The 26,312-nt window shown below is 66.3% G+C and carries 25 protein-coding genes; 12 read left to right on the top strand and 13 right to left on the bottom strand.

Annotated elements, in window-relative coordinates; translation table 11 throughout:
* Positions 1-27: 27 nt before the first annotated feature.
* Positions 28-1,245, top strand: a complete 1,218-nt coding sequence (locus BST42_RS18280; RefSeq protein WP_083120711.1) for an acetyl-CoA C-acetyltransferase — start codon at positions 28-30, stop codon at positions 1,243-1,245.
* A gap of 42 nt (positions 1,246-1,287) precedes the next feature.
* Here BST42_RS18280 and BST42_RS18275 read toward each other — a convergent pair whose 3' ends face one another.
* Positions 1,288-2,139, bottom strand: coding sequence for a hypothetical protein (locus BST42_RS18275; RefSeq protein WP_083120768.1), 852 nt, complete (start codon positions 2,137-2,139; stop codon positions 1,288-1,290).
* Between the two features lie 164 nt (positions 2,140-2,303).
* On the bottom strand, positions 2,304-3,152 hold the full coding sequence (locus tag BST42_RS18270; protein ID WP_083120767.1) for a Bax inhibitor-1/YccA family protein: 849 nt from the start codon (positions 3,150-3,152) through the stop codon (positions 2,304-2,306).
* A gap of 225 nt (positions 3,153-3,377) precedes the next feature.
* Between BST42_RS18270 and BST42_RS18265 the strand changes: the two genes are divergently transcribed.
* Genes BST42_RS18265 through BST42_RS18255 form a run of 3 tightly spaced genes read left to right on the top strand, consistent with a single transcriptional unit; the run spans position 3,378 to position 6,889 of the window.
* Positions 3,378-4,427, top strand: coding sequence for an enoyl-CoA hydratase/isomerase family protein (locus BST42_RS18265; RefSeq protein WP_083120710.1), 1,050 nt, complete (start codon positions 3,378-3,380; stop codon positions 4,425-4,427).
* Entirely contained in the window at positions 4,424-5,197 is a 774-nt protein-coding gene (locus BST42_RS18260) for an enoyl-CoA hydratase (RefSeq protein ID WP_083120709.1), read from the top strand. Before BST42_RS18265 ends, BST42_RS18260 begins: the two co-directional genes overlap by 4 nt.
* A gap of 9 nt (positions 5,198-5,206) precedes the next feature.
* Positions 5,207-6,889: an alpha/beta hydrolase gene (locus BST42_RS18255; RefSeq protein WP_083120708.1), complete on the top strand. Its 1,683-nt coding sequence runs from the start codon at positions 5,207-5,209 to the stop codon at positions 6,887-6,889.
* On the opposite strand, the gene BST42_RS18250 is transcribed toward BST42_RS18255, so the two are convergent.
* Positions 6,873-7,274, bottom strand: coding sequence for a rhodanese-like domain-containing protein (locus BST42_RS18250; RefSeq protein ID WP_083120707.1), 402 nt, complete (start codon positions 7,272-7,274; stop codon positions 6,873-6,875). The genes BST42_RS18255 and BST42_RS18250 overlap by 17 nt on opposite strands.
* A gap of 4 nt (positions 7,275-7,278) precedes the next feature.
* A complete protein-coding gene (locus tag BST42_RS18245) occupies positions 7,279-7,839 on the bottom strand; it encodes a cupin domain-containing protein (RefSeq protein WP_083120706.1) in 561 nt (186 codons plus the stop codon).
* A 114-nt stretch (positions 7,840-7,953) separates the two neighbouring features.
* Here BST42_RS18245 and lpqV point away from each other — a divergent pair, with 114 nt between their 5' ends.
* The 3 genes from lpqV to BST42_RS18230 all read left to right on the top strand — a co-directional run bounded on the left by lpqV (position 7,954) and on the right by BST42_RS18230 (position 9,884).
* Complete coding sequence (gene lpqV, locus BST42_RS18240) at positions 7,954-8,397, top strand: lipoprotein LpqV (protein WP_083120705.1); 444 nt, start codon at positions 7,954-7,956, stop codon at positions 8,395-8,397.
* Positions 8,398-8,563: 166 nt separating this feature from the next.
* The gene (locus tag BST42_RS18235; RefSeq protein ID WP_083120704.1) at positions 8,564-8,749 is read left to right on the top strand and encodes a hypothetical protein; all 186 of its coding nucleotides are present in this window, start codon (positions 8,564-8,566) and stop codon (positions 8,747-8,749) included.
* A gap of 82 nt (positions 8,750-8,831) precedes the next feature.
* Positions 8,832-9,884, top strand: coding sequence for a patatin-like phospholipase family protein (locus tag BST42_RS18230; RefSeq protein ID WP_083120703.1), 1,053 nt, complete (start codon positions 8,832-8,834; stop codon positions 9,882-9,884).
* Here the strand turns inward: BST42_RS18230 and BST42_RS18225 are convergent.
* The 6 genes from BST42_RS18225 to BST42_RS18200 form a co-directional block, all read right to left on the bottom strand.
* The gene (locus BST42_RS18225; RefSeq protein ID WP_083120702.1) at positions 9,865-10,716 is read right to left on the bottom strand and encodes a patatin-like phospholipase family protein; all 852 of its coding nucleotides are present in this window, start codon (positions 10,714-10,716) and stop codon (positions 9,865-9,867) included. The two genes, BST42_RS18230 and BST42_RS18225, sit on opposite strands and share 20 nt — an antisense overlap.
* Entirely contained in the window at positions 10,713-11,936 is a 1,224-nt protein-coding gene (locus BST42_RS18220) for an ankyrin repeat domain-containing protein (protein WP_083120701.1), read from the bottom strand. The genes BST42_RS18225 and BST42_RS18220 overlap by 4 nt, the downstream gene beginning before the upstream one ends.
* 156 nt (positions 11,937-12,092) lie before the next feature.
* Positions 12,093-13,241, bottom strand: a complete 1,149-nt coding sequence (locus tag BST42_RS18215) for an aromatic ring-hydroxylating oxygenase subunit alpha (RefSeq protein WP_083120700.1) — start codon at positions 13,239-13,241, stop codon at positions 12,093-12,095.
* A 48-nt stretch (positions 13,242-13,289) separates the two neighbouring features.
* The gene (locus BST42_RS18210; protein WP_083120699.1) at positions 13,290-14,168 is read right to left on the bottom strand and encodes an ABC transporter permease; all 879 of its coding nucleotides are present in this window, start codon (positions 14,166-14,168) and stop codon (positions 13,290-13,292) included.
* Positions 14,165-15,064, bottom strand: coding sequence for an ABC transporter permease (locus tag BST42_RS18205; RefSeq protein WP_237159491.1), 900 nt, complete (start codon positions 15,062-15,064; stop codon positions 14,165-14,167). Before BST42_RS18205 ends, BST42_RS18210 begins: the two co-directional genes overlap by 4 nt.
* A gap of 5 nt (positions 15,065-15,069) precedes the next feature.
* Complete coding sequence (locus tag BST42_RS18200; protein WP_083120697.1) at positions 15,070-16,314, bottom strand: polyamine ABC transporter substrate-binding protein; 1,245 nt, start codon at positions 16,312-16,314, stop codon at positions 15,070-15,072.
* 134 nt (positions 16,315-16,448) lie between these two features.
* Between BST42_RS18200 and BST42_RS18195 the strand changes: the two genes are divergently transcribed.
* Both BST42_RS18195 and BST42_RS18190 read left to right on the top strand, forming a co-directional pair.
* A complete protein-coding gene (locus BST42_RS18195) occupies positions 16,449-17,825 on the top strand; it encodes an aspartate aminotransferase family protein (protein ID WP_237159490.1) in 1,377 nt (458 codons plus the stop codon).
* 25 nt (positions 17,826-17,850) lie between these two features.
* Positions 17,851-18,993 (top strand): ABC transporter ATP-binding protein, encoded by a 1,143-nt coding sequence (locus BST42_RS18190; RefSeq protein ID WP_083120766.1) that lies wholly within the window; start codon positions 17,851-17,853, stop codon positions 18,991-18,993.
* On the opposite strand, the gene BST42_RS18185 is transcribed toward BST42_RS18190, so the two are convergent.
* Complete coding sequence (locus BST42_RS18185; protein ID WP_083120695.1) at positions 18,990-19,643, bottom strand: TetR/AcrR family transcriptional regulator; 654 nt, start codon at positions 19,641-19,643, stop codon at positions 18,990-18,992. The genes BST42_RS18190 and BST42_RS18185 overlap by 4 nt on opposite strands.
* 114 nt (positions 19,644-19,757) lie before the next feature.
* Between BST42_RS18185 and BST42_RS18180 the strand changes: the two genes are divergently transcribed.
* On the top strand, positions 19,758-21,380 hold the full coding sequence (locus tag BST42_RS18180; protein ID WP_083120694.1) for a phytoene desaturase family protein: 1,623 nt from the start codon (positions 19,758-19,760) through the stop codon (positions 21,378-21,380).
* Positions 21,377-23,434 (top strand): acetate--CoA ligase family protein, encoded by a 2,058-nt coding sequence (locus BST42_RS18175; RefSeq protein ID WP_083120693.1) that lies wholly within the window; start codon positions 21,377-21,379, stop codon positions 23,432-23,434. The genes BST42_RS18180 and BST42_RS18175 overlap by 4 nt, the downstream gene beginning before the upstream one ends.
* On the opposite strand, the gene BST42_RS18170 is transcribed toward BST42_RS18175, so the two are convergent.
* Positions 23,431-24,522 (bottom strand): ROK family protein, encoded by a 1,092-nt coding sequence (locus BST42_RS18170; protein ID WP_308207477.1) that lies wholly within the window; start codon positions 24,520-24,522, stop codon positions 23,431-23,433. The genes BST42_RS18175 and BST42_RS18170 overlap by 4 nt on opposite strands.
* 108 nt (positions 24,523-24,630) lie before the next feature.
* On the opposite strand from BST42_RS18170, the gene xylA reads away from it, so the two are divergent.
* Complete coding sequence (gene xylA, locus BST42_RS18165) at positions 24,631-25,851, top strand: xylose isomerase (RefSeq protein ID WP_083120765.1); 1,221 nt, start codon at positions 24,631-24,633, stop codon at positions 25,849-25,851.
* A gap of 106 nt (positions 25,852-25,957) precedes the next feature.
* On the opposite strand, the gene BST42_RS18160 is transcribed toward xylA, so the two are convergent.
* Entirely contained in the window at positions 25,958-26,305 is a 348-nt protein-coding gene (locus BST42_RS18160) for a cupin domain-containing protein (RefSeq protein ID WP_083120691.1), read from the bottom strand.
* Between the last annotated feature and the right edge of the window lie 7 nt (positions 26,306-26,312).

Genomic DNA, 26,312 nt, shown 5'->3' with positions numbered 1-26,312 from the left:
GTCGTCGCTGCATACCAAGGAGCCGTCATGCCCGAAGCTGTCATCGTTTCCACCGCCCGCTCGCCGATCGGGCGCGCGATGAAGGGGTCGCTGGTCGACATTCGTCCCGACGATCTCGCCGCCCAGATGGTGCGCGCCGCGCTGGACAAAGTGCCCTCGCTAGATCCGCACGACATCGACGACCTGATCATGGGCTGCGGTCAGCCCGGTGGTGAGTCGGGCTTCAACATCGGCCGGGCGGTCGCCGTCGAGCTGGGTTACGACTTCATGCCGGGCACCACCGTCAACCGGTACTGCTCGTCGTCGCTGCAGACCACCCGGATGGCGTTCCACGCGATCAAGGCCGGCGAGGGCCACGCGTTCATCTCGGCCGGTGTCGAGACGGTGTCCCGCTTCGGCAAGGGCAACGCCGACGGCTGGCCGGACACCAAGAACTCGCTGTTCGCGGATGCGATGGCCCGCTCGGACGCGGCCACCGCCGGCGCCGACGAATGGCACGATCCGCGCGAGGACGGCCTGCTGCCCGACGTGTACATCGCGATGGGTCAGACCGCCGAGAACGTCGCGCTGTTCACCGGCATCAGCCGCGAAGACCAGGACCACTGGGGCGTGCGTTCCCAGAACAAGGCCGAGGAAGCCATCAACAGCGGCTTCTTCGAGCGCGAGATCGTGCCGGTCACCCTGCCCGACGGCACCGTCGTGTCCAAGGACGACGGACCGCGCGCCGGCACCACCTACGAGAAGATCAGCCAGCTCAAGCCGGTGTTCCGGCCCAACGGCACGATCACCGCGGGTAATGCGTGTCCGCTGAACGACGGCGCGGCCGCGCTGGTGATCATGTCCGACACCAAGGCCAAGGAGCTGGGGCTGACCCCGCTGGCGCGGATCGTGTCGACGGGCGTGTCCGGCCTGTCGCCGGAGATCATGGGCCTCGGCCCGATCGAGGCCGTGAAAAAGGCTCTCGCGCAGGCGAACATGACGATCGGCGACATCGACCTCTACGAGATCAACGAGGCGTTCGCTGTCCAGGTGCTCGGCTCGGCGCGGGCGCTCGGCATGGATGAGGACAAGCTGAACGTCTCCGGCGGCGCGATCGCGCTGGGGCATCCGTTCGGCATGACCGGCGCGCGAATCACCGCCACGCTGCTGAACAACCTGCAGACCCACGACAAGACGTTCGGCATCGAGACGATGTGCGTCGGCGGCGGCCAGGGCATGGCCATGGTGATCGAGCGCCTCAGCTAGTTCGCCATCGAGTCAGACCTCAGAGCGACGATCGCTACGACTTCATCGCCCTGGGGTCTGACTCGATGTCCATGCGCGCCTGGTCCGTTCGATGATGTCGGCCGTTCGGTCGCCGGCGACCACTCGGATTCTGCGCCACCCGATATCGGCGATGAATTCCGACCTGGTCCGATCGTTGCGATAGATGCCGCGATCCAGGCGATGCTGCTCGCCGTCGTACTCGACCGCGACCATCACATCGCGCCACCCCATGTCCAGGTAGTAGTGCGAACGACCGTCGGCGCGCAGCACTGGTATCTGCGTTTCGGGGCGCGGAAATCCAGCCGCGATCAGCAACAGCCTCAACCATGTCTCTCGCGGGGATTGCGATCCGGCATCGGCGAGGTCGAGGACCGCAGGCACTCGGCGCACTCCTCGCACATTGGGATGGCGTGGCAGCAACTCCAGTACCTCGTCGACGCTCAACCGGGTGGCGTTCGCGAGCGCATCGACTCGGGCCACCGCTTCGCCCAGCGTCCCCCGCCGCGCGAGATCGAAGGTCGTGCGCGCCAACGTGGTAACCGGTAAACCCGGTACGGAGTGCACCTCGTCTCCGAACAACGTCTCGGCGCGAGTGACGATCCCCGACGGCGCCTTGTTGTTCGGGTAGCTGAGCTCGATCGGTACCGATGCATCGATCCACTTCGCTCCGTGCACTGCAGACGCAGCCAAACCGGTCACGACAGCGCGACCTCGAGACCAGAGAACAGCCGCGACTGCACGGTCACGGACCGACAGCTCGCCGGCCCCGTATGCATACACGTCCGGAAAAATGCGTCGGCAGTGCGCCCGGAGCTGATATCTGGTCAGCTCGCCCGCAGCGATCGCGTCGCTTCCGATGAACACCCGCTGCACTCGCACAGGATGGCGGTGAACCGCCACTGCTGCGTTCGCTCATCCACAGCCCATCGAGTCAGAACTGAGTGCGCCGAAATCCGCGTGCGCATCGCACTGGCTTCTGACTCGACACAAAAAACAAAGCCCCGGCCGTCAGGCCGGGGCTTTGCACGGTGAGGCAGCTAGCGCTGTTGGAAGTAGCTGAGCAGCCGCAGGATCTCGATGTACAGCCAGACCAGCGTCACGGTCAGGCCGAGGGCCACGCCCCAGGCCGCCTTCTCCGGCGCACCGGCGCGGATCATCTGATCGGCAGCGTCGAAGTCGATCAGGAAGCTGAACGCCGCCAGCGCGATCACGAACAGCGAGAACATGATCGCCACCGGGCCGCCGCTGCGCAGGCCGAGGCCTTCGCCGCCGCCGACACCGAACATCGCCAGCACGAAGTTGCCCAGGATCAGCACCAGCACGCCGACCATGGCCGCGACGATCATGCGGGTGAACTTGGGGGTGACCCGGATGGCGCCGGTCTTGTAGACGACGAGCATGCCGAAGAACACGCCGATGGTGCCGAGCACCGCCTGGCTGATCAGCACACCGGCGTTGGCGCCGGACACCACCACGTTGGCGAAGATGAACGACACCGCGCCGACGAACAGCCCCTCGAGCGCGGCGTAGCTGAGAACGATGGCGGGGTTGTCCTGCTTACGACCGAACGTCGCGATCAGCACCAGGACCAGCCCGCCTAGCCCACCGATCAGGGTGAGCGGCGTGGCCAGGGCCAGGTTGGCCGAGACGAGGAAGTAGGAGATGACCGCGACGACGGACAGCACACCGAGGGTGATGCCGGTCTTGGTGACGACGTCGTCGATCGTCATGGGCCGCGAGACGCCGGTCTGCGGCTGGTAGGCGCCAGCGTAGGGATCGGTCTGGTAAGCCACCTGCTGAGCACCGGCTACACCGGTACCGAATTGTGCGTATCCGCCCTGCTGCTTGGGCAGCGAACGAAATACCGGGTTGCTGGTCTCCCGCACCGTCGGAATCCTCTCCTGGAAGTCGCGTAACACACCGTCAACGAACGGCTGCCGGAACCAGTTCCCAGGAAGTCCACAACGTTCTTCCCGGCGTGTCCGGCGCTACGAAGCCTGACCTTACCTGTGAGCGGCATCCGGCGGGTGACGATCTTTTGCCAACTGGTATTTTCCCCAGTGAAAAACTAGGACATCCAACCAATTTGATGGACGGAAGGACCGCCCGCCGTGACGGCTGAATCCGACGAAGTCTTGACCCGGGTCGACGGCGGCGTCGGCTTCCTGACACTCAATCGCCCGAAGGCCATCAACTCGCTGACCCACACCATGGTCACGATCATCGCGAAGGCGCTCACCGACTGGGCCGACGACGACGACGTCCGCGCGGTGGTCCTCGCCGGCGAGGGGGAACGCGGCCTGTGTGCAGGCGGCGACGTGGTGGCGATCTACCACAGCGCCCGCGGCGACGGTTCCGAAGCTCGCCGGTTCTGGCTCGACGAGTACCGCCTCAACGCCCAGATCGCCAACTTCCCCAAGCCCTTCGTGGCGATCATGGACGGCATCGTGATGGGCGGCGGAGTCGGCGTCGCCGCACACGGCAGCGTTCGCGTGGTGACCGACACCTCCAAGGTCGCCATGCCCGAGGTGGGGATCGGCTTCGTCCCCGACGTCGGCGGCACCTATCTGTTGTCCCGGGCCCCCGGTCAACTCGGCTCGCACGCCGCGCTGTCCGGCGCGCCGTTCTCCGGGGCCGACGCCATCGCGCTCGGATTCGCCGACCACTACGTCCCGCACGTGCAGTTGCAGGGATTCGTCGAAGCGATCGTCGCCGACGGTGTCGATGCCGCCGTTCAGGCGTTCGCCACCGACCCGCCGGCCAGTCACCTTCTGTCGCAACAGCATTGGATCGACGAATGCTATGCGGGCGAGACCGTCGCCGACATCGTCGCCGCCCTGCGCGCCTACGACGACGAGGACGCCAGGAAAGCAGGCGACCTCATCGCCTCCCGCTCCCCGATCGCCGCGTCCGTCGCCCTGGCCTCAGTGCGCCGCGCCGCCGCGCTGGAGACCCTGGAAGACGTTCTGGTGCAGGAGTACAGAGTGTCGTCGGCGTCGCTGGACTCCCACGACTTCGTCGAGGGCATCCGCGCGCAGATCATCGACAAAGACCGCAACCCGACGTGGAACCCGCCGTCACTGGCCGCGGTGACCGAGCAGGATGTGGAACAGTACTTCGCGCCGGCAGACCCGGACCTGACCTTCGAGGAGGACAAGTGAGTTACCAAACCATCCTGGTCGACCGCGACGAGCGGGTCGGCACGATCACCCTCAACCGGCCCAAGGCGCTCAACGCGCTCAACAGCCAGGTGATGGTCGAGGTCACCACGGCCGCCGCCGAATTCGACAACGATCCGGGGATCGGCGCCATCGTCATCACCGGCAACGACAAGGCGTTCGCCGCCGGTGCCGACATCAAGGAGATGGCCGAACTCTCGTTCTCCGAGGTTTTCGACGCGGACTTCTTCGCGGCGTGGAGCAAGCTGGCCGCCGTCCGCACCCCGACGATCGCCGCGGTCGCCGGCTACGCCCTCGGTGGTGGGTGCGAGCTGGCGATGATGTGCGACGTCCTGATCGCCGCCGATACCGCAAAGTTCGGCCAACCCGAGATCAAACTCGGCGTGCTGCCCGGCATGGGCGGCTCGCAACGGCTCACCCGGGCGATCGGCAAGGCCAAGGCGATGGACCTCATCCTGACCGGCCGCACCATCGACGCCGCCGAGGCCGAGCGCAGCGGACTGGTGTCGCGGGTGGTACCGGCAGACGACCTGCTCACCGAGGCGAAAGCCGTCGCGACGACCATCTCGCAGATGTCACGCTCAGCAGCACGGATGGCCAAGGAAGCCGTCAACCGCGCCTTCGAATCGACGCTGACCGAAGGTCTGCTCTACGAGCGTCGGCTGTTCCACTCCGCGTTCGCCACCGACGACCAGACGGAGGGTATGGCTGCCTTCACCGAGAAACGCCCTGCGAACTTCACGCACCGCTAAGGTGCTGACGTGACCGTCACCGAGCCGGAGGTTGTGGAGGAGCCCAAATCCGAGCCCAAGCCGGATTGGTGGCAGCGCCGCTACACGTTCACCGGAACGGCTGTCGGCCTGGTGTTCCTCGGCCTGTCCCTGAGCCCGTCGCTGCTGCCGCGCGGACCGTTGTTCCAAGGCCTCGTCAGCGGCGCCGCCGGCGCTGTCGGCTATGGACTGGGTGTGTTCGCCGTATGGCTGGTGCGGTTCATGTTGTCCCGTCCATCCAGCCCACGCCCGCCGCGGTGGGCGTGGCCGGTGCTGGTCGCCGTCGGAATCGTCTGGCTGGTCGTGACGATCTACTGGTTCCACGTCTGGCAGGACCACGTTCGCGACCTGATGGGTGTGCCGCGGCTGCAGTGGTACAACTACCCGCAGGCCGCGATCATCGGCGTGGTCGTGCTGTTCTTGTTCGTCGAAATCGGGCAACTGGTCGGCAGACTCGTCAGATATCTGGTCCGCCTGTTGAATCGGTATGCGCCACCGCGTGTTTCGGCGGTGGTTGTCGTGGTGCTGCTGCTCAGCCTGACGATTGCGATACTCAACGGCGTGGTGATCAGGGGCGGAATGAGCTTCCTGAACAGCACTTTCGCCTCGGTGAACGACGAGATGGATCCGGACAACCCGGCCCCGACGACGCCGCTGCGCTCCGGTGGCCCCGGCTCGCTGGTCGCCTGGGACACCCTCGGCCACCAGGGCCGCGTGTTCGTCGCCGGTGGACCATCCGTCGAGGAACTGACCAAGTTCAACGGCGCCCCGGCGGTGGAACCGATCCGGGCCTACGCGGGCAAGAACTCCGCCGACGGCATCAAGGCATCCGCCGAGCTGGCAGCGCGAGAGTTGGAGCGCGCCGGCGGATTCAAGCGCAAGGTCATCGCCGTCGCGACGACGACGGGGACGGGCTGGATCAACGAGGCCGAAGCGTCGGCTCTGGAATACATGTACAACGGCGACACCGCGATCGTCAGCATGCAGTACTCGTTCCTGCCGAGCTGGCTGTCGTTCCTGGTGGACAAGGAGAACGCCCGGCAGGCGGGCCAGGCATTGTTCGAGGCGGTCGACGCGCGACTGCGCGAGATGCCTGAAGCCCAGCGGCCCAAGATCGTGGTGTTCGGCGAGAGCCTGGGATCCTTCGGCGGCGAGGCGCCGTTCCTGAGCCCGAACAACATCATCGCCCGCACCGACGGGGCGCTGTTCTCCGGCCCGACGTTCAACAACACGATGTGGGACGACGTCACCGTCAACCGGGACGCCGGGTCCCCGATGTGGCTGCCGATCTTCGACGACGGCCAGAACATCCGGTTCGCCGCGCGTCCCGACAATCTGGGCAGGCCCGACAAGCCGTGGGGCTACCCGCGGATCGTCTACCTCCAGCACGCATCCGATCCCATCAGTTGGTGGAATCCGAATCTGCTGTTCGCCGAACCGGATTGGTTACGTGAGACGCGCGGGTATGACGTGTCGCCGGATATGTACTGGATTCCGATCGTCACGTTCTTGCAGGTGTCCGCGGACATGGCGGTGGCCGTCGACGTTCCCGACGGACATGGCCACCGTTACGTGCGCGACGTCGTCAACGCGTGGGCGTCGATCCTGCAGCCGCCGGGGTGGACGCCGGAGAAGACCGAGCGCCTGCGCGGAATCGTCAAGGCGCCGGAGTGAGCTCGCTCAACTCGGCGAGTATGTCGGCTGCGGCCAAGGCCTGATAGCCGCCGACGACATCGGTGGCGCGATGCAGTCCGAGGTCCTGCAATGCGGCCGCCGCCAAGCTCGAGGTGTAGCCCTGCGAGCACAGGATCACCCACTCGACGTCATCGTCTTTCGCCTGGGGCAGCTTGGCGTCGCTGGTCGGATCGCAGCGCCACTCCAGCACATTGCGTTCGATCACCAACGCGGCCGGCGTCTCGCCTTCGGCGGCGCGTTGCGCGGCCGGGCGGATGTCGACCAGGATGGCTCCGCGACGCAGCGCCGCTGGGAGCTCCTGCGCCGCCAGCCGGTGCAGTCGCGCCCGGGCGTCGGCCAGAACGCGGTCGATTCGGCTGCTCATCGGATCAGCTCCCTTCGGGTGCGTCGGTCAGTTCGGTGCGTGTGCGGCGCAGCGTATTGCGTTCGGTGACTTCGTAATACGACATCGCTGTCAACGGCGGTGAGTACGCGTGCACACTCAGTGTCGCAGACGCGGGGGCCGCGACGGCCGGTGCGCCGACGACGTCGTGCACCCACCCCAGCGGGAAGGCCGCCTGGTCTCCCGCGTCGAGGCGGCGGCGGTGCAAACGCTCACCGTCCCAACGGTATTCGTGCAGAGCGCCGGAGAGAACGGTCAGCGCACCCAGCGAGCCGCCGTGGTCGTGCAGTTCGGTGGTGTGGTCGGCGACCCAGCTGATCAGCCAGACGTCGAGCTCGTCGTCGGCGTGCAACCGGGTGAACCAGCGTTCGTCGCTCGGCGGACCACCGGCGGGCAGCAGCGCGTCGAACTGACCGCGCAGCACACCGTCGGCGTACCGATCGGTGGCGTGCATGAGGTCAGGCAACCGCAGCCGGGTTGGCGCGGAGACGGCGGGTGCGATGGACGGGAAGGTGGCAAGTGAAAGGGCAGCGCCCGAATACGGCATGACGAGAAACTTTCCGCACGTTGCAGGGTCAGATCGGGGGTCGGCTAGTACCGACAACACTCCCTGGACCTGGTCCGCTCCGTCATGGCCGCCAGTGTTGCATAGATTGACACGATGCGCCCCTACCGATGTCGCTCCCTGTCCGCCGCCGCGGCGTGTGTCGCGGGCGTGGCCGCCGTGCTGACGGCGTGCTCGTCAGGCGGCGGCGGGCAATCGCCGTCTACTACTGCGGCGCCGTCGAGCAGTGGAGCGCAGTCGACGGAAGCGGCTGCGCCGTCGGGCACAGTCGGCACCTCGCCGGGTGGCGTCACCACCCGGATTGATACGCCCGCTGAATCGACCGAAGAACAATATGCGCAGGCCTGCATGGCGACGAAGAAGTGGATGGAAGCCAAGGGCGGCGAGCCGGCGACGCTGGTCGAACCGTTCCTCAAGGAACTGCAGGGCGGCGCCGCCCCGGGCCCGGCGACGTTCAACAGCACCTGGGGACAGTTGTCGACGGCGCAACAGGCGGCGGTCATCATCGCGGTGAAGGCGGCCGCCGAGGGTGGCTGCTGACCGTTTCGATCACGGATAGCAAAAGTCGGCGCAGGGCGCGATTCTGCCAGCCGTCGCTCAGTTGCTGCCACCGGAATTAAATGCCTGACCACGCGGTTTACCTCTTTGTAATTGACCGGCGAAAAGCCGGCACACAAGAGGAAAACCAAAGAAGAGGCACATCATCATGACCAAGTACGCGATCACGGGCCTGCTCGGCACCGCGATGAGCGCGCTCGTCATCGGCCTGGCCGCCCCTGCGGCCGCCGCCCCCAGCGGGTCCGGTGACGCCCGCGACACCACAATCGACTCGCTCGGATACACCGTTGGTGGCGACAAGCTCGGCACCATCGACGTGATTCAACGCGACTGAGCGCGGCGCGGTGACACGCGCCACCACGGAAGGGCATCCCGAAAGGGGTGCCCTTCCGCTGTCGGTGAGCAGAATGGACCCCATGCCCGTCCGATCCCCCACCTCCCGGGTCGCTCTTGCGCTCGGCAGCGGTGGCGCGCGGGGATACGCGCACATCGGCGTGATCGACGAGCTGACGCGTCGCGGCTACGAGATCGTCGGTGTCGCAGGCTCGTCGATGGGCGCATTGGTGGGCGGCCTGCACGCGGCCGGCTCGCTCGACGAATTCGCGGAGTGGGCCCAGACGTTGACGCAGCGGGCCGTGCTGCGACTGCTCGATCCGTCGATCACCGCGGCCGGCGTGCTGCGCGCCGAGAAGATCCTCGACGCGGTCCGCGACATTCTCGGCGACGTCACCATCGAGAACCTGCCGATTCCCTATACCGCGGTGGCCACCGACCTGATCGCGGGTAAATCGGTGTGGTTGCAGCGCGGACCGGTCGACGCCGCGATCCGTGCCTCGATCGCCATCCCCGGCGTGATCGTCCCGCACGTGCTCGACGGCAGGCTGCTGGCCGACGGCGGCATCCTCGACCCGCTTCCGCTGGCTCCGATCGCCGCCGTCAATGCCGACGTGACGATCGCGATCAGCCTGTCCGGCCCCGACCCGGAGGCCGGCCAGGACAGCACCGCAACCCCGGAAGCGGCCGCCAGCAGCGAATGGCTGGGCCGGTTGTTGCGTAGCACCTCGGCGCTGTTGGACACCAACACCGCCCGTTCGATTCTGGACACCCCCGCGGCCAGGTCGATGCTGAGCCGATTCGGAACCAGTTCGGTGCCCGAGGACGGCGAGGAGGTCGAGCCGAGCAGCGACGATCAGCTGATCGACAGCTCACGAGAAGTTCCGATCCCCAAGTTGGGCAGCTTCGCGGTGATGAACCGCACCATCGACATCGCACAGGCCGCACTGGCCCGCCATCAGATGGCCGCCTATCCCCCGGACCTGCTCATCGAGGTGCCCCGAACCGCTTGCCGCAGTTTGGATTTCCATCGAGCCGCCGAGATCATCGACCTGGGCCGCGAACTGGCCGTCAAAGCGCTCGACGGCTACCGGCACATCGGACCGGAAATCATCATCACGCCAGAAACTCCGTGACGGCAGCCGCCACCCGGCGGCCCTGCTCGCGTCCGGCCAGCGCCGACGGAATCCGGCACCGCGGGTCCAGCGGGTTGGGCCCGAAGGCGCTCAGGGAGGCGTCGTCGGCGAAGACGGCGAAGGTGCGCGCACCGAGGCCGGCGATCTCGGCCGCGGTGCCACTGCTGAACGGGCTCGGCGCTGATTCGCTCGCCGGCACCAGCACCACGGCCGTCGCGCAGTCGGCGGCCACCGCGGTGTGGACCGAGCTGCTGACACCGCCGTCCATGTAGCGCCGGTCGCCGATCGTCACCGGCGGCCAGGTACCGGGCACCGCGCAGCTGGCGGCCACGGCGTCGACGAGGTCAACTCCGGAGGACGAGTCGAACACCACCAGTTCCCCGGTTGCGGTGTCGATGGCGGTGATCCGCAGATCCTGGTCCGGCCAACGATGTTCGGGGAGCCGAGCTTCGATCACACGTCTGCGTACCGACTCACCGACGGTGGGCGTGTCCAGCGCGATGCGTCCGATCCGCTGAAGTTTCTCGGTCAGCGCGCCGGGTTCGGCCATGGCCGAGAGGAACAGGGCGGAGATCGCGTCGATGTCCACCCCGGGGTCGATCTCCGATGAGGGTTCGGCGGTCTGACGTTCGAAGAGCGCCTCCAGCGACAGCGAACTGCTGATCTGTGCGGCGACGGTCGAGCCGGCCGAGGTTCCGACCAGCACATCCGAATCCAGCAGACTCTGAGCGGTATCCGGCGATTCGTCGGCGATCCCGCGCAAAATGCCGGTCTCCCAGCCGATGCCGGCGATACCGCCGCCGGCCAGTATCAGGGCCCGTTTCGTGGTCACAGAGTGTGAGTCTGCCAGTTGCGCAAGTAGTCGACCGCGTCGGTCTGGTAGGCGTGCTGCGCCCAGCCCAAAGGCGTCGTCCCATAGCGGAAGTCGACCAGACCCGGGTCCGCACCGGCATCGAGCAACCGACGTATCAGGTCCAGGTCACCGCTCCAGGCCGCGTGATGTAGCGGCGTCGCGCCGTCGGCGTCGCGGACGTTCGGGTCATCGGGAAACGATGGTTGCACCGGCTCGGCTCCCGAGACATCGATCCCGTGCCGAGCCAGCAGGACAAGTCGGTCGGCGAAGCCATGATCAGCGGCCCAATCGATTTGCCGCCGCCACATCTGGTCGCGGGTTTCCATCGCCTCACCAAGGCGACGCTCCCACGGACTCGGGCCTGCGTCGGCCAGACCGTGGTCCAACAACAACTCGAGGTGCGAATCGTCGGCGCGAAACATCCGGTTGTAGAGAGTCTGCTGGTCGACGGGATGCGCGCCACGCTCCAGCAACAGGCGAGCCAAGGCGGTCGCAAATCGGTGCCGGGGTTGACGACCGGGGCCCTGCTCGCCTTCGCCGAACACTCCGGTGAGCGCCGTGAACGGTGTGGACAGTGCGCGCCACAGATAACCGGCGTTCGGATCGGCGCCGGCGTCGAGCAGCACAGTGGCTGCAGCAACAACGTTACTCTCCTTGTGCGGCAACGGGACCCGCGAATAGCACAGATACATCAGCGGAACCCAGCCGAAGGGGCCGCCGCCCGTGCTGACCAGTTCCGGCTGATCCTCGAGGTGATGGTTCAGCGCGACCGGATCGGCCGCCGTTGCGGCGGCCCACACATGGTGCTGCGGCACAGCAGGATTGGCCTCGAGTAGTGTCGCGGCGACTTGCCAGCGCGGTGGGGCGTCGGTGTGGTCATAGCGCAATGACGCGAGCGAGCAGAACTGATCGGCTACGCCCAAGCTCGCCTCGTCGACCCCACCGGGATCCACGGCGAGTTCGTCGGCGATCGCCATGAACTCGACGAGCGCGGGCCAGCCGCTGAATCCGTACCGGCGAGCGATCGTGAGTTGCGCGTCGTGCAGCCGAAAGCGCTGCAGCGCAATGTCAGGCCGGGGGTGATGACGGTAGACGGCCTCGATTGCTTGGCGTTCGTTGAAATTGACTCCGCGTTGCAGAGCACGGGCGTCGGAGCGCAAATGCTCCAATGACGGATTGTCGGGAAGGGTGCTGGCCATGACGGCCTCCTCTCACATGCCCTGCGTCCGCGAGGCCGGGCCGAGAAGGAGGTCGGTCAGAAATTCACAAGCCAAAAGCAGGGAGGCTGAGCCTCTTCGAGCGGACGTCGGGCGGTCCTGCGCGCCCGAACCGCACGTTACCAGCTCCGCGGGCGATCAGCGAGATCCCATGTAGGCCCGCGCGACCCGGGTGACGAACTGATAGACGCCGTCCTCATCGGGTGCCAGCGGCCCCGGCTGGGCATGGGGCGAGCTCAGCCCGCGCTGCACCGACTCGCATGCGGCCCAGTCCTGCCGATTGGTCAGGTCCCAGAAGTCCACCGCGTAGGAGGGGTCGAAACCGGGCTTGTCCAAAGCTTCCCTGGGGAAGGCCCACGCACATTCCACGTGGGTGCGGTCGACGGCCAGTGGTGTCATCAGATGGGTCATCACATAGTCCGGGTGCAGGCTCACCAGCAGGTTGGGAAATCCCACCAGATACATCACGGTGCGCAACTCGTGCTCGGACAGGCCCTTGATCGCGACGCCGCCGCTTCGCCCGCTCAGCGACATCGTCTCGGCCTCGTCGATCATGCCCATCCAGCCACCCATCCAGTCGCCGGGCAGGTCGATGTTCTCGCCACTGGTCGGGGGGCTGATCTTCGACAGCTCGGGGTGGATCGTCGAGCAGTGGTAGCACTCCTGATAGTTCTCGACGATCACCTTCCAGTTGGTGTCCAACTCGTAGGAGTGCCGCGCGACCACCCTCAGGTCCTCGGTCCGGTAGGGGCCGACGACCTCCTCCAGTCCCGCGATGTGCAGGGCGAAGTCGCCGTCGCTGCCGCTGGGGTCCACGAAAAGATAGCCGTGCCAGTCCACCAAAGCCAGTTCGGTCAAACCGAATTCGACCGGATCGGGGCCGCTGATGCCGTCGAAGGCCGGCGCATTGCGCAGCTCACCGTTCAGCTTGTACGACCACGAGTGGTAGGGGCAGATGATCCCGCGCCGTTTGGCACTCGCACCGCAGGCAAGCAGTTCGTGACCGCGGTGGCGGCACACGTTGGCGAACGCACGCACCCGGCCGTCCTCGCCACGCACCAACAGGATTCCGTCCGAACCCGAGCCGACCGCCTTCTGGGCGCCGACTCCATCCAGATCACCGGCATGACCCACACAATGCCAGCCGCCGAAGATGTTCTGTTTCTCCCAGTCGAAGACCTTCGGGTCGACGTAGGCCTCCCGCGGCAACATCCGCGACTGCCCGAACGGGGCGAGGGCGGCCGCAAGGCCATCGGCAGGCACCGGTGCCGGAGTCTGTTTGAACATACAGTCAGACTAGTCCGGCGACCGGCGCAGGTCCAGAGATGGCACAGCTCAGGCCTCCCCGGCGAATGCGGCGATGCCGCCGCCCGCGGTGTCGTCACCACGGGTCAGGCGGCGGTACACCAGATATCCGACCGTCACCGCTATCAGCGCCGCAACCAGCAATAGGGTCGCCAGTGCGTTGAGTGCCGGGGTCGGTGCCGCGCGGGCGGTGTTGTAGATCTTCACCGAAACCGGCTCGGTAGCCGAGTTTCCGGACAGGTAGCGCACCAGCACGAAGTCGTCGATGACGTCGGCAAACACCAGCACCGTGCTGGCGAAGATCGCCGGAAACAGCATCGGCACCGTCACCCGCCGCAGCGCCTGCATCGGAGATGCCCCCAAATCCATTGCGGCTTCTTCATATTGGGAACCGATCGTGGCCAGCCGGGCGCGTACCAGAACCGCCGGGTAGGCGATCTGAAACGTGACCAGACCGATCACCTGCGCGGAGGTTCCCAGCCCGAACGGCAATGCCAGCGACGTCATCACGAACAGCAATGCGACAGCGAGCAGCACCTCCGGGACCACGAACGACACCAGCATCATCAAGTTGGCGCCGGCCGGCAGCCGCCCACGCCACCGGTCGATCCCGATGGCGAACAACACACCCAGCGGCACCGTGATCAGCGTGGTGATCACCCCGAGTTTCAACGTCTGCAGCAGAGCGGTGTGCAACGACGCATCGTGCCACACCGACTTGGTCGCGTCGCCCCAGTACCAGCGAAAAGAGAAGCCCTGCCAATTGGTTCGCGACCTGCCGTCGTTGAAGGAGAACGCCACCGCGATCAACACCGGCAGCAACGACCACACCAGATACCCGGCAGTGACCGCCGTCAGGATCCGCGGTGGCCGCCACGGATCGCGCCACCACGCCAGCGGGCCTCTCATGTGGACACCTCGTCGCCGCGTGAGGTCACCCGCACGTAATAGAACATCGGCACCACGGTCACGATAAGCACCAGCATCACGAACGCGCCGGCCTGCCCGGTCTGCCCGGGAGACTGCACGCTGTCGTTGATGAGGTTGCCGACCATGGCCGTCTTCGGGGAGGCCGACAGCATGTCGGAGGTGAAGTAGTCACCGAGCATCGGCAGGCAGGTCAGCAGCACCGCGGCCACGATCGTCGGCCGGCACATGGGCAACGTAACTCGCCAGAACGACCCGAACCTGTTGGCGCCCAGATCCCGAGCGGCTTCCAAGGTTGCCTGGGGCAACCGGTCCAGGCCTGCGTAGAGCGGCAGGATCATGTACGGCACATAGCCGTAGACCAGGCCGAGCACCACCACCACCGGCTGCCCGGTGAGCCAGTGCACGTTGACGTCGAACAGGCCGCCGAGGCGCAGCAGCCGGTTCACCATGCCGTCGTCCTGAAGCAGGTTGACCCAGGCCAGCATTCGCATCATGTAGCTGATCCAGAACGGTGCGATCAACGCCGCCAGCAGTGCCCCTGCCCACCGCCCCGAGAGCCGCGCGGTGAAGTAGGCCACCGGAAACGCGATGAGCAGGCACAGGACGCTGGCGAGCAGGACGTAGAGCGCGGTGCGCACCAGCGCAGGCCCGTAGACACCGTCGGGGCCGACGATGTGGGTGAGCACATAGCTGAACTGCGACGGGTCCCACTCCAACGGGTTCCACACCGGGATGGGAGTGCGGAAGATCGGGTCGACCTGACCGAAGACGATGGCCAGCACCACGTAGAGCGGCGCCAGGAAGAACACCGCCAGCCACACCGTGCCGGGCAGCGCCAGCAGGGGCCACAGCCGGCTGTTGCGCGTGCGGGGCACCGCGGTCAGGATCCCCCGGCCTTGAATGCTCGCCAAACATTGTGCCAGGCAGCATCATTGGTGGCGTCCAGTTCCAACAGCCGGTAGCCGGTGTCGAAGTACTCAGGACGTACGATCGCGCTCTTCAGGTTCTCCGGGACCAGGCCTTCTGCGACAAGCGAATCCGGGTTCAGCGACACCTGCGGCGGCTGATACCCGATTTGCTTGAAGTTCTGCTTGGCCACCTCGGTCTCGAGCATGTGGTTGAGGAACAGATGTCCGAGCACCGGGTTCTTTCCACCGCGCAGCAGCACGATCAGATCGTTGTCCACCAGCCCCTTGCCGTCAGACGGGAACCAGTAGCGCAGGATCTCCGGACCCGTCCCCTCCGGGAGGTAGTTGACGGCGTTGACGATGTCCCCGGACCACATCTGCGACAGTCCGAGTTGGCCGGCGGGTAGGTCGCTGTACATCGTGACGGTGACCTTTGGCGACGTCGCCTTCACCAGCTCGGTCAGTTGGTCGCCGAGCTTCTTCAGATCGTCGGCCGAAGAGGTGTTGACGTCGGTGATACCCAGCTTCAGCAGCACCATGGCCATCGCAGTGTGCCAGTCGTCGATGACGGCAGTCTTGTTCTTGTAGGCCGGATCCCACAGCGACTCGTAGGGGTTCTTCAACGCGCCGATGTCGGCGGGCACCTGGTCGGTGCGCCAGCCGATGCCGGTGGTGTACACGGTGTAGGGCACGGTGAAGCGCCATTCCTGGTCGTACCAGGGGTTGGCGAAGAACGGCCAGACGTTGGTGATGTTGCCGATGTAGCTGTGGTTGAGCGGACGGACCAGGCCGCCGTTGACCAGCCGACTGATCTGGTCGTAGCTCGGGAAGTAGATGTCGTAGTCGACGTTTCCGCCACGGATCTTGGTGATGGCCTCGTCGGTGTCGTTGAACGTCGACACCGCCACCTTGGTCGCGTATTTGTCCTCGAAGGACTTGATCGCGTCCGGCGCGATGTAATCGGCATAGCTGTACAGCTGCAGCGTGGCGCCCTTTTCGGGTGCCAGCCCGTCAGCGATGGGTTTGTTGTCGTTCGGTATGTCCCACTTGACCGGGTTCTGCGGTGAGGCGATCTTGAGGGTGGGAGCCGAAGTTGATTGCCCCCCTTTGGAACACGCGTCGAGGAACGCCACGAGCGCGGGAGTGCCCGCGGCCAGCAGGGCGGCCCGCTGGAGGAACTGCCGGCGGTTCGGGCCGGGACCGATGGGTGCTGGCATCCGCGCCTCCGTGGTTCGAGTCGTCTCGAGTCTTGATCGCTCCCTGGACTCTGACATAGACTGAACGCTCAGTCAATAGATGTGGGACGGCTTTTTCGCAGGTCCGCACGCTAATCGAGCGGAAGGTGCCCGGAGTGGCTTCGCCGACGATCGAGAGCCCGGTTCAAGATGCGGTCGACAGACTGATCGCCGACGAAGAGAAGGTGTTTCTGGCGCGGCAACCGCGTAGTACCGAAATGATCTGCCGTGCACGTGAACACCTCGCGGGTGGGGCTACCTCGAACTGGCAGATCGCCCAGCCGCAGGCGGTGTGGATGAGCCACGGCGCGGGCTCGAAGGTCTATGACGTCGACGGCACCGAATACGTCGACATGCACGGCGGCTACGGGGCGTCGATCGCCGGCCACGCCCACCCCGCGATCGTCGCGGCGGTCAGCGGCCAGGTGCGCCGGGGCACGCACTTCGCCCAGCCGACCGAGGACGCGATCTGGATCGCGACGGAGCTGGCGCGCCGATTCGATCTGCCGTTGTGGCGCTTCGCCAATTCCGGCACCGAGGCCACCATGGATGCCGTGCACCTCGCTCGGTCGGTCACCGGGCGAGACCTGATCATCAAGGTCGAGGGTTGCTATCACGGCCATCACGATTCGGTGCAGGTCTCGGTGCTGCCCGATGCCGACCAGGTTGGGCCGCGTGACCATCCGATCGGGGTGCCGGGCAACACAGGCATCCCGGCGGCGATCCGCGATCTGGTGGTGGTGGTCCCGTTCAACGATCCCGAGGCGGTGGCCCGGGCGCTGGCCGAGCACCGCGGCCAGATCGCCGCGATGATCTTGGAACCGGTGATGATGAACGCAGGCATCATTCCACCCGACGCGGGTTACCTGGCCGCCATACGCGACCTGTTACACGCCGACGGTGCCCTGCTGATCTACGACGAGGTGAAGACCGGCTTCACCACCGGCCCGGGTGGGGTCACCGCGACATCGGGAGTGGTTCCCGACATCGTCTGCCTGGCGAAGGCTTTGGGCGGCGGCATCGCGGTCGCCGCAATCGGCGGAACCACCGCGGTGATGTCGGCGATCGCCGACGGCCGGTATGAACAGGTCGGCACCTTCAACGGCAACCCGCTGGCGATGGCGGCCACCAGGGCCACCCTCTCAGAGGTGCTCACACCGGCGGCGTACACCCGGATGGCCACGCTGGCGCAGCGGCTCCGCGGCGCTCTGGAGGCGACGACGGCCCGATACGGCTACGGTTGGCACGTGGTCAGCGTGGGAGCGAAAGGCTGTGTGACGTTCAAGCGCGAGCCGGTCCATGACTTCCGCGATTTTCTGCAGATCGATGATCGATTGGGCCACCTGCACTGGCTCATGCAGCACAATGGCGGTGTGTTCCTACCACCGTGGGGCAAGGTGGAGCAATGGTTGTTGTCTGTTCAGCACGACGAGGCCGATGTCGACCGGTTCGCCGCGAATTTCGCCCGGCTGGCCGAGGCGGTGTCGGCCTGACCGCCTGGTGTCGGGACGGCCGCCGGTGACCGGCGGCGCCATCCGGCTGCATCAGTTGGCCAAGGCATTCGACGGTGTTCCCGCCGTGACGGGAATCGACCTGGATATTCCAGCGGGACAGTTCTATTCGCTGCTCGGGGCATCCGGGTGCGGCAAGACCACCACGCTGCGGATGATCGCCGGATTCGAGAAGCCCGACTCGGGAAGTATCGAGCTCGACGGCCGCGACGTCGCGCAGGATCCGCCTCATAAGCGACCGGTCAACACCGTCTTCCAAACCTACGCGCTCTTCCCGTTCATGTCGGTCTGGGACAACGTCGCGTTCGGCCTGCGCTACCAGAAGACACCCAAGCAGGACATCAAACGCCGTGTCGGTGAGGCACTCGATCTGGTCCGGATGCACGAGTTCGCCAAACGGCGTCCCACCCAGCTGTCCGGCGGCCAGCAGCAGCGCGTCGCCCTGGCCCGTGCCTTGGTGCTGCAGCCCCGGGTGCTGCTGCTGGACGAACCGCTCGGCGCTCTGGATGCCAAGCTGCGCAAGCAACTTCAGCTCGAACTGCGAGCAGTCCAGCGCGAGGTCGAGATCACGTTCGTCTACGTGACCCACGACCAGGACGAAGCGTTGACGATGAGCGACCAGATCGCCGTGCTGGCCGAGGGCCGCGTCGAACAGGTCGGTCCGCCGCAAGAGATCTACTCCGCTCCGGCAACGACGTATGTGGCCGGATTCCTCGGCGCGGCCAATATTTTCGATGCCGAGGTGCTGGAGAACAACGACGGGGCGGCGCTGTGCTCGGCGCTGGGGACGCGCCTGGGCGCCACGGTCGACACCTCGTGCCGACCCGGGCCTGCTGCGATCGTGATCCGGCCGGAGCGCGTCACACTGCAGTCCCCCGACGATCCGGTGTCCCCGGGGCACAACGCGATCCGGGGTACGGTCGCCCAGGTCGTCTACCACGGCGCGTCGACCCAGGTGCACGTCGATGTCGGCGGTCCGACCGCACTCGTCGTCGACGTCCCCAACCGATACGGTCCCGGGTCGGCGGCTTACGACGCCGGAATGCCGGCCACCTGTGTGTGTTCGACGGATGCCGTGCGGGTCCTGGCCCGCAGTGCGGCGGCCGTGATCAAGGATCCGGCGGCGGATCTGGTCGCCGGCCCGGTCTAGCGCGAGCGTCGGCCCTTACCGGCCGCCACCAGACTGCGCTTTTCCCGCGGCAGGTCCAGCTCCCGCTCGGCGAACCGCATCGCGATCTCGTAGGCCACCTTCGAATCGACTTCCGGATCCTCGAGTGCCACCTGGATCGACAAGCCGTCCAGCAGAGCGGAGAACTCCAGGGCGAACATCTTCGCGTCGACGTCGGACTTCAGGTCGGCCGATTCCACGGTGTCGACGATCATCCGGCGCCAGCGTGCGTCGAGTTCCACCCGGCCTGCTTTGACCTCGTCGTGCCGGAATGCCTGCGCCCACAGATCGAACCACAGGCCCCACGCGCCGGGGATCTCGTTCTCGGCCTCGGGAACACACGTCCACTGGATCAGCAGGGACAACCGTTCCCGAACGGACGGCACCTCGGCGAGCATCTGCTCGGCCGCTTCGTAGAACGATTCCTCGGAGTGTCGCAGTGCGTCGACCAGCAGCCGGTCCCGGGTGCCGAAGTAGTAGATGACCAACGCGGAGCTGACCCCGGCCCGCTTGGCCACATCAGAGATCCTGGTCTCCGAGAAACCGCGTTCGCAGATGAGCTCCGCTGCGGCACGCAACATCTGGATGCGCCTCGCCTCGTTGTTCTCGGTCGCGGGTGCGGGATCTGCCATCTCGTCGTACTCCCCTCTGCGGCGCCGGTGCCGGCTCTTGTTGAAAGCCTAACACTCGATTAGATTGAACAGTCAGTCAAAGATGCCCCGAACGGGCGACGGGAGTGGAGCGCCATGTCGAACACCTACGACGCAATCGTGATCGGCGGCGGGCACAACGGGCTGGTCTCCGCGGCCTACCTCGCACGCTCGGGCGCCAACACCGTGGTGCTGGAATCGCGTGGTTCGCTCGGCGGCGCGGCCACCACCGAGGCGCCGTGGGAGGACGCGCCACATCTGCGGGTCACCCGGCTGTCCTATGTGATGAGCCTGATGCCACCGACGATCGTGCGGGATCTGAACCTGGAACGGCACGGCTACAAGGTGCACCCGATGGGCCCGTACTACCAGGCATTTCCGGAGGGCGGGTCGCTGACCATCTACGAGGACGACCCGGCCCGCACCTATGAGCAGCTGGCCAAGTTCTCCAAGAAGGACGCCGACACCTGGCCGAAGTGGAACGCCTGGCTCGAAGGTATCGCCGACGTCATGGGCCCACTGCTGACTCAGGTGCCGCCCAACATCGGATCGCACAAGCCGTCGGATCTGTTCGAGCTCGCGAAGCTCGGCTGGAGCCAACGCGGGATGACGACCCGGATGATGGGAGACGTCACCCGGCTGCTCACCATGAGCATCGCCGATCTGCTCGACGACTGGTTCGAATCACCGCAAATCAAAGGCGCTCTGGCCGTCAACGGTGTGATCGGCACCTGGGCAGGACCGTATGAGCCCGGCACCGCCTATGTGATGGCGCACCACTCCATCGGCGACGTCGGTGATGGCCAGCTCGGCAGCTGGGGGTATCCGGAGGGCGGGATGGGCGCGGTCTCCGAAGCGATCGCCCGCTCGGCCCGCAGCTTCGGCGCAGAGATCCGCACCAAGGCCCGGGTATCTCGAATGTTGGTGCGGGGCGGGCGAATCGAGGGCGTGGCGCTCGAGAACGGCGATGAGCTGCGAGCACCTTTGGTCGTCACCACCTTGCACCCGAAAACCGCTTTCCTGGACCATATTCCGCGCACCGAGCTGCCTCCGGAGTTCGTCGCCGATATCGAACATTTCAAGACCCGCAGCGGCGTGGTCAAGATCAACCTGGCCCTGGCCGAGTTGCCGAACTTCACCGCCGATCCCAGCAACGGGCAGGCCGAGCACCACACCGGTTCGGTCGAGATGGCGCCCACGATGGAATACATCGAGGCGGCATTCCAGGACGCTCGCATCGGCAAGCCGGCGTTGATGCCCTTCAGCGACGGTGTCATTCCCACGACACTGGACAAGACGCTCAATCCCGATGGCACACATATCATGTCGCTGTTCACCCAGTGGGTGCCTGCCGACTGGGCGAACGAACCCCACACCGCGGATCTGGATGCCTACACCGATCGCCTGGTCGACCTGTACGACCAGGTGGCACCGGGGTTCAAATCGTCGATCCTGCATCGCGACATCGTCGGGCCGCATGAGATGGAACAGGAGTACGGCCTCATCGGTGGCAACATATTCCACGGCGAGCTCTCCCTGGAGCAGTTGTTCCACATGCGACCCGCACCGGGTTATGCCGACTACCGCACGCCGATCGCCGGACTGTACAACGGCAGCTCCGGCACCCACGCCGGCGGTGGGGTGTGCGGCATCCCCGGCTGGCAGGCAGCACGCGCCGCTCTGGCGGACACGAAGAAGAAGCGCTTCCGCAAGCGATGACCGACAGCCGGCGGGGCCCCGTCGCCACCATGCTGGAGGCCCGCTCGGTGGCACTCGTCGGGGCGTCTGCGAAACCGGGTAGCTTCGGCGAGCGGATGATCATCGAAGCGCGCCGCAGTTCGGCGCGTATGCATTTGGTCAATCCGCGCTATGACCGGATCGACGGCGTCACCTGTGCCCCGTCGCTGTCCGCGCTCGACGAGCCGGTCGATCTGGTGCTGCTCGGCGTTCCCGACACCGCCCTGCTGGCGGAGCTGAAAGCCGCGGCGGCAGTGGGCGCACGGTCGGCGGTCATCTTCGGTTCCGCGCACGGCACCCAGTTACGGCGTGCCGTGGCGGAGGCCGCCACCGACGCCGGGATGGCAGTGTGCGGCGGGGGTTGCATGGGGTTCGTCAACAATGTCAGCGGGCTGCGCGCACTAGGCTATCTGGAAACCAATCCCCTTCCACCGGGCGGGGTTTCGCTGGTCACCCACTCGGGGTCGGCGTTCTCCACCATCCTGCGGGCGTCCCGCGGGTTCGGGTTCCGGATGGCGATCTCCTCGGGCCAGGAACTGGTCACCAACACCGCCGACTACGTGGACTACATCGTCGAGGACCCGGGCACGACGATGATCGCCCTGCTGCTGGAGACACCCCGGTCGGTGGGACGGTTGCGCGCCGGGCTGCACCGTGCGGCGCAGCGCGACATCCCTGTGGTGATCCTGCCGGTCGGCCATTCGCCGCGCGGGCGCGCCATGGTCGCCGCCCACTCAGGTGCGCTCGCCGGCGACGCTGTCGGCTGGCAGGCGTTCTGCGCCGACACCGGCGCAATCCGGGTCACCGACATGGCCGAGTTCGTCGACACCATTGAGCTTTTCGAGTCGGGCCGTCGGCGTCGTGCCGGCTCGCACGGTATCGCCACGGTGCACGATTCCGGGGCCGAACGTGCGCTCTGCGCCGACCTGGCCCACGAGTTGGCGGTGGACTTCACCGAACTCTCCGCCCCGGCTCTGAACACACTCGCAGAACTGCTCGACGACGGGCTGTCCCCCGGGAACCCGCTGGACGTCTGGGGCACGGGCGCCGACACCCGCGCGTTGTTCAGCAGCTGTCTGCGAGCACTGATCGATGATCCCGGCGTGGCCGCGACCGCACTCGCCGTCGACCTGGTGACCGAATTCGACGACGATACCGCCTACCCCGACGCTGTGCTCGATGTCGCCAACGGCACCGATGCCCCGCTGGCGGTGCTTGCATCGGTACCGTCGGCGATCGACACCTCCACCGCGAAGCGGCTGCGCGATAACGGTATTCCGGTCCTCGAAGGTGCCCGCAGCGGCATCGCCGCGCTGGGTCACCTGGCCCGCTGGCCGCTGCCGGTCTGGACCACGCTCCCCCAGATCGACATCGAGCGCGCACAGCGCTGGACAGCTGCATTGACCGCGGCCGAGTGGAGCGCGCCGGCCGGCTTCCGGCTGCTGGCCGACTACGGCATCCCGGTCACCCGCTCATACCCCGCTCACACCGTCACGCAGGTGCTGGCCGCCGCCGATGCCGTCGGCTACCCGGTGGTGCTCAAAACCCTTGGCGCCGCGCACAAGAGCGATGTCGGCGGAGTGGTGCTCGGCATCGGTGACCGTGAATCGCTCTGGGTGGCCTACGAGGAGATGGCCGAACGGTTGGGACCCGGCGTCAGCGTCGACGCGATGGCCCCTGCAGGCGTGGAGATTTCGCTCGGTGTGGTGCGCGACGACAACTTCGGCCCATTGGTCGTGGTCGCCGCAGGCGGGACGCTGGTCGAGCTGCTGGCGGACCGTGCGGTCGCCTGTCCACCGATCAGCCGGCCCAGTGCCGGCGAGCTGGTGCGCTCGTTGCGCAGCGCGCCGTTGTTGACGGGCTGGCGAGGCTCACCCGCGGCCGACGTCGACGCCCTGGCTGACGCAATCGTCGGATTCTCGCAATTGGCAACCGAACTCGGCGAACATCTGGACGCCATTGAGGCCAACCCGGTGATCGTGTCGCCGACCGGCGTGGTGGCCGTCGACGCTCTGGTCATCCCGCGCCGGCGTTAAGCGGAAGCTACTGCCGCCGGGTCGGCCAGCAGTGGCGCGAAGGCTAGCTCGGCCGCACCGATCATCAGTGTCTCGGCCCCCAGTGATGCCGGCACCACGCGTACCAGATTGTGCGCGGCGCGCAGGCTGTGTCGCGCCATCTCAGCTGCCAGTAACTCACCGGCAAGCTCGGGAAATGCCCGCAGGAATCCGCCGAGCACGATCAGCCCCGGGTTGAGCATGTTGACCGCGTTGCTCAGTGCGATCGCCAGGTACCTGGCCTGGCGGTCGATGGCGCCCCCGCCCTGGCTCACCTGGGTTTCCAGGCATCCGATGTTTCCGCAATGACACTGTGCATCACCGCCGACGTAGGTATGCCCCAGTTCCCCGGCATACCCCGCCAGCCCCTCGAGCAGCTCACCGGCCACCACGAAACCCGCGCCGATGCCGCCCGGGCCGCCGTTGACATAGATCATGTGGTCGGCGTTGTGATGCCTGCCGAAGATGTGCTCGGCAATGGCCCCGGCATTCGCATCGTTGGCCGCGAACACCGGTAAATCGGTGGCGACGTGAAGCATGTGGCCGAAGTCGGCGTCGTGCCACTCCAGGTGTGGCGCCAACCGTACTGCCGAACCACCGTGCACCAACCCGGGCACCGCGGCGCCGATGGCAGCGATGTCACATCCGGGTTCCAGCTGCGAGCGAAGCTCGTCGACCGCGGACTTCGCGATCGCCACCGCAGCCCCGGGAGTCGGTGCACCGTCGGTGGGATAACGGCGCGTCTGCAGCACCGTCCCGCCCAGCGCCACCAAGCCGACGGTGACGGCATCCGTCTCGGGGTTGATCGCGACACACAGCGTCTTGGGCTGCGGGGAGACGATGGGACTGGGCCGGCCGACTTGCGGGACGGCAGCTTGGATTTCGGCAACCAACGCCAGCTCGGCGAGTTGTTCGACCAGATCCTTGACCGTCGAGCGGGAGAGTCCGGTGCGCCGGGTCAGCTCGGCACGACTGAGCGCCCCATGCCGATGGACCAGCGTCAGCACCACCGACAGGTTCCGCCTGCGGACGTCGTCGGTATTGGAGCCGATTCTCCCTGCACGGGTCACAGATGCCACCCTTTCCGGTTTTCCTCGTCGGCAGACGCCGCGGGGCATTGACAGTGGCGCAGCGCACATCTTATGTTCGGCGTCAGAACAAATCTAGGAGAAGTCGCCGTGTCCATCCTCGAGTCCCTCGCCACCGCCGCCGAACTGACCCCACAGCCCTCTGACAAGTTCTCCTTCGGACTGTGGACCGTCGGATGGCCGGCCAACGACCCGTTCGGGGTGGCCACCCGTCCACCGCTGGATGCCGTCGAGGCTGTCGAACGGCTGGCCGATCTCGGTGCCTCTGGGTTGACCTTCCACGACGACGACCTGTTCCCGTTCGGCTCATCCGACGACCAGCGCCGGCACGCGATCAGCCGCCTCACTGCCGCGCTGAGTTCAAGCGGGTTGGTCGTACCGATGGTCACCACGAACCTGTTCAGTCACCCGGTATTCAAGGATGGCGCCTTCACCAGCAATGATCGTGCGGTCCGGCGATTCGCACTCCGCAAGACACTGCGCAATATCGACTTGGCCGCCGAGCTCGGCGCCGAGACCTTCGTGATGTGGGGCGGACGTGAGGGTAGTGAGTACGACAGCGCCAAGGATGTCCGGGCGGCGTTCGAGCGCTATCGCGAAGCCTTGAACCTGTTGTCCCAGTACGTTATTGACAACAAATATTCGCTACGGTTCGCGATCGAACCCAAGCCCAACGAACCCCGCGGTGACATCTTGTTACCGACCGTCGGCCACGCGCTGGCCTTCATCGAGACCCTGGCCCACCCACAGCTGGTGGGCGTCAACCCGGAGACCGGCCACGAGCAGATGGCCGGGCTCAACTTCATGCACGGCATCAGCCAGGCCCTATACAGCGGCAAGCTGTTTCATATCGACCTCAACGGTCAGCGCGGGATCAAGTTCGACCAGGATCTGGTTTTCGGCCACGGCGACCTGGCCAACGCGTTCTCACTGGTGGACCTATTGGAAAATGGCGGTGTCGACGGCTCACCGAGCTATACCGGTCCGCGGCACTTCGACTACAAGCCCAGTCGAACCGAGGACATCGACGGCGTGTGGGCGTCGGCCGCGGCGAATATGCGCATGTACCTTCTCCTCAAGCAACGCGCCCAGGCATTCCGGTCCGACCCCGAGGTCGCCGAAGCAATGGCCGCCGCCCGGGTGGCCGAGCTTCGCCAGCCCACGCTCGACCCTGGCGAAACCTACCGGGAACTGTTGGCCGATCACTCAGCTTATGAGGACTTCGAGCCCGATTCTTATTTCGGTGCAAAGGGTTTCGGCTTCGTACGACTGCAACAGCTGGCGATTGAGCATCTTATGGGCGCCCGGTGACGATCCGATTCAACTCCCGAAAAGCGATGGCGTGAAGAGACTGAGCGCAGCGGCGTTCGCCGTGGCGGCCGGTGTGAGTTAGGTTGCGACGCAGCGGTTATCCGACTCAGAACATGGCGTAGGCTTTGCGCAGCGTCTCGTGGATCACCCACGTACCGGTCCAGCCGACCGGGAAGACCGCGAGGTCACCGGCGCCGACTTCGCTGGGCTCGCCGCCGTCGGGGGTGACGGTCATCCGTCCGGACACCACATAGATCATCTCGTTGATCTCGAGCGTCCAGTGCGACGGGCCGGGGGCGCATTGCCAGATGCCGGCCGACTTGTCGCCATCGACCCACACCTCGATACCGTGCGTCGCCATCGGGTCCCCGGTGGCCTCCTCCAACGGGCCCCAATCCTCGAGTTCGGCGTCGGCCGCCTGGGCCAGGACAGTAGTCAGCACAGCAGCGGTCATATGAGGA

The sequence above is a fragment of the Mycolicibacterium rhodesiae genome (assembly GCF_002086695.1).
GTDB classification, from domain to species: Bacteria; Actinomycetota; Actinomycetes; order Mycobacteriales; family Mycobacteriaceae; genus Mycobacterium; species Mycobacterium rhodesiae.
Note: the sequence above shows the minus strand (reverse complement) of the source record. Positions and strands in the feature narration are given on the sequence as shown.

Bases quoted from the DNA above. Each gene is read 5' to 3' on its own strand.
- BST42_RS18280 (WP_083120711.1), top strand. From the start codon at position 28: ATGCCCGAAGCTGTCATCGTTTCCACCGCCCGCTCGCCGATCGGGCGC.
- BST42_RS18250 (WP_083120707.1), bottom strand. From the start codon at position 7,274: ATGAGCAGCCGAATCGACCGCGTTCTGGCCGACGCCCGGGCGCGACTG.
- BST42_RS18245 (WP_083120706.1), bottom strand. From the start codon at position 7,839: ATGCCGTATTCGGGCGCTGCCCTTTCACTTGCCACCTTCCCGTCCATC.
- lpqV (WP_083120705.1), top strand. From the start codon at position 7,954: ATGCGCCCCTACCGATGTCGCTCCCTGTCCGCCGCCGCGGCGTGTGTC.
- BST42_RS18235 (WP_083120704.1), top strand. From the start codon at position 8,564: ATGACCAAGTACGCGATCACGGGCCTGCTCGGCACCGCGATGAGCGCG.
- BST42_RS18230 (WP_083120703.1), top strand. From the start codon at position 8,832: ATGCCCGTCCGATCCCCCACCTCCCGGGTCGCTCTTGCGCTCGGCAGC.
- BST42_RS18220 (WP_083120701.1), bottom strand. From the start codon at position 11,936: ATGGCCAGCACCCTTCCCGACAATCCGTCATTGGAGCATTTGCGCTCC.
- BST42_RS18215 (WP_083120700.1), bottom strand. From the start codon at position 13,241: ATGTTCAAACAGACTCCGGCACCGGTGCCTGCCGATGGCCTTGCGGCC.
- BST42_RS18210 (WP_083120699.1), bottom strand. From the start codon at position 14,168: ATGAGAGGCCCGCTGGCGTGGTGGCGCGATCCGTGGCGGCCACCGCGG.
- BST42_RS18200 (WP_083120697.1), bottom strand. From the start codon at position 16,314: ATGCCAGCACCCATCGGTCCCGGCCCGAACCGCCGGCAGTTCCTCCAG.
- BST42_RS18185 (WP_083120695.1), bottom strand. From the start codon at position 19,643: ATGGCAGATCCCGCACCCGCGACCGAGAACAACGAGGCGAGGCGCATC.
- BST42_RS18180 (WP_083120694.1), top strand. From the start codon at position 19,758: ATGTCGAACACCTACGACGCAATCGTGATCGGCGGCGGGCACAACGGG.
- BST42_RS18175 (WP_083120693.1), top strand. From the start codon at position 21,377: ATGACCGACAGCCGGCGGGGCCCCGTCGCCACCATGCTGGAGGCCCGC.
- BST42_RS18160 (WP_083120691.1), bottom strand. From the start codon at position 26,305: ATGACCGCTGCTGTGCTGACTACTGTCCTGGCCCAGGCGGCCGACGCC.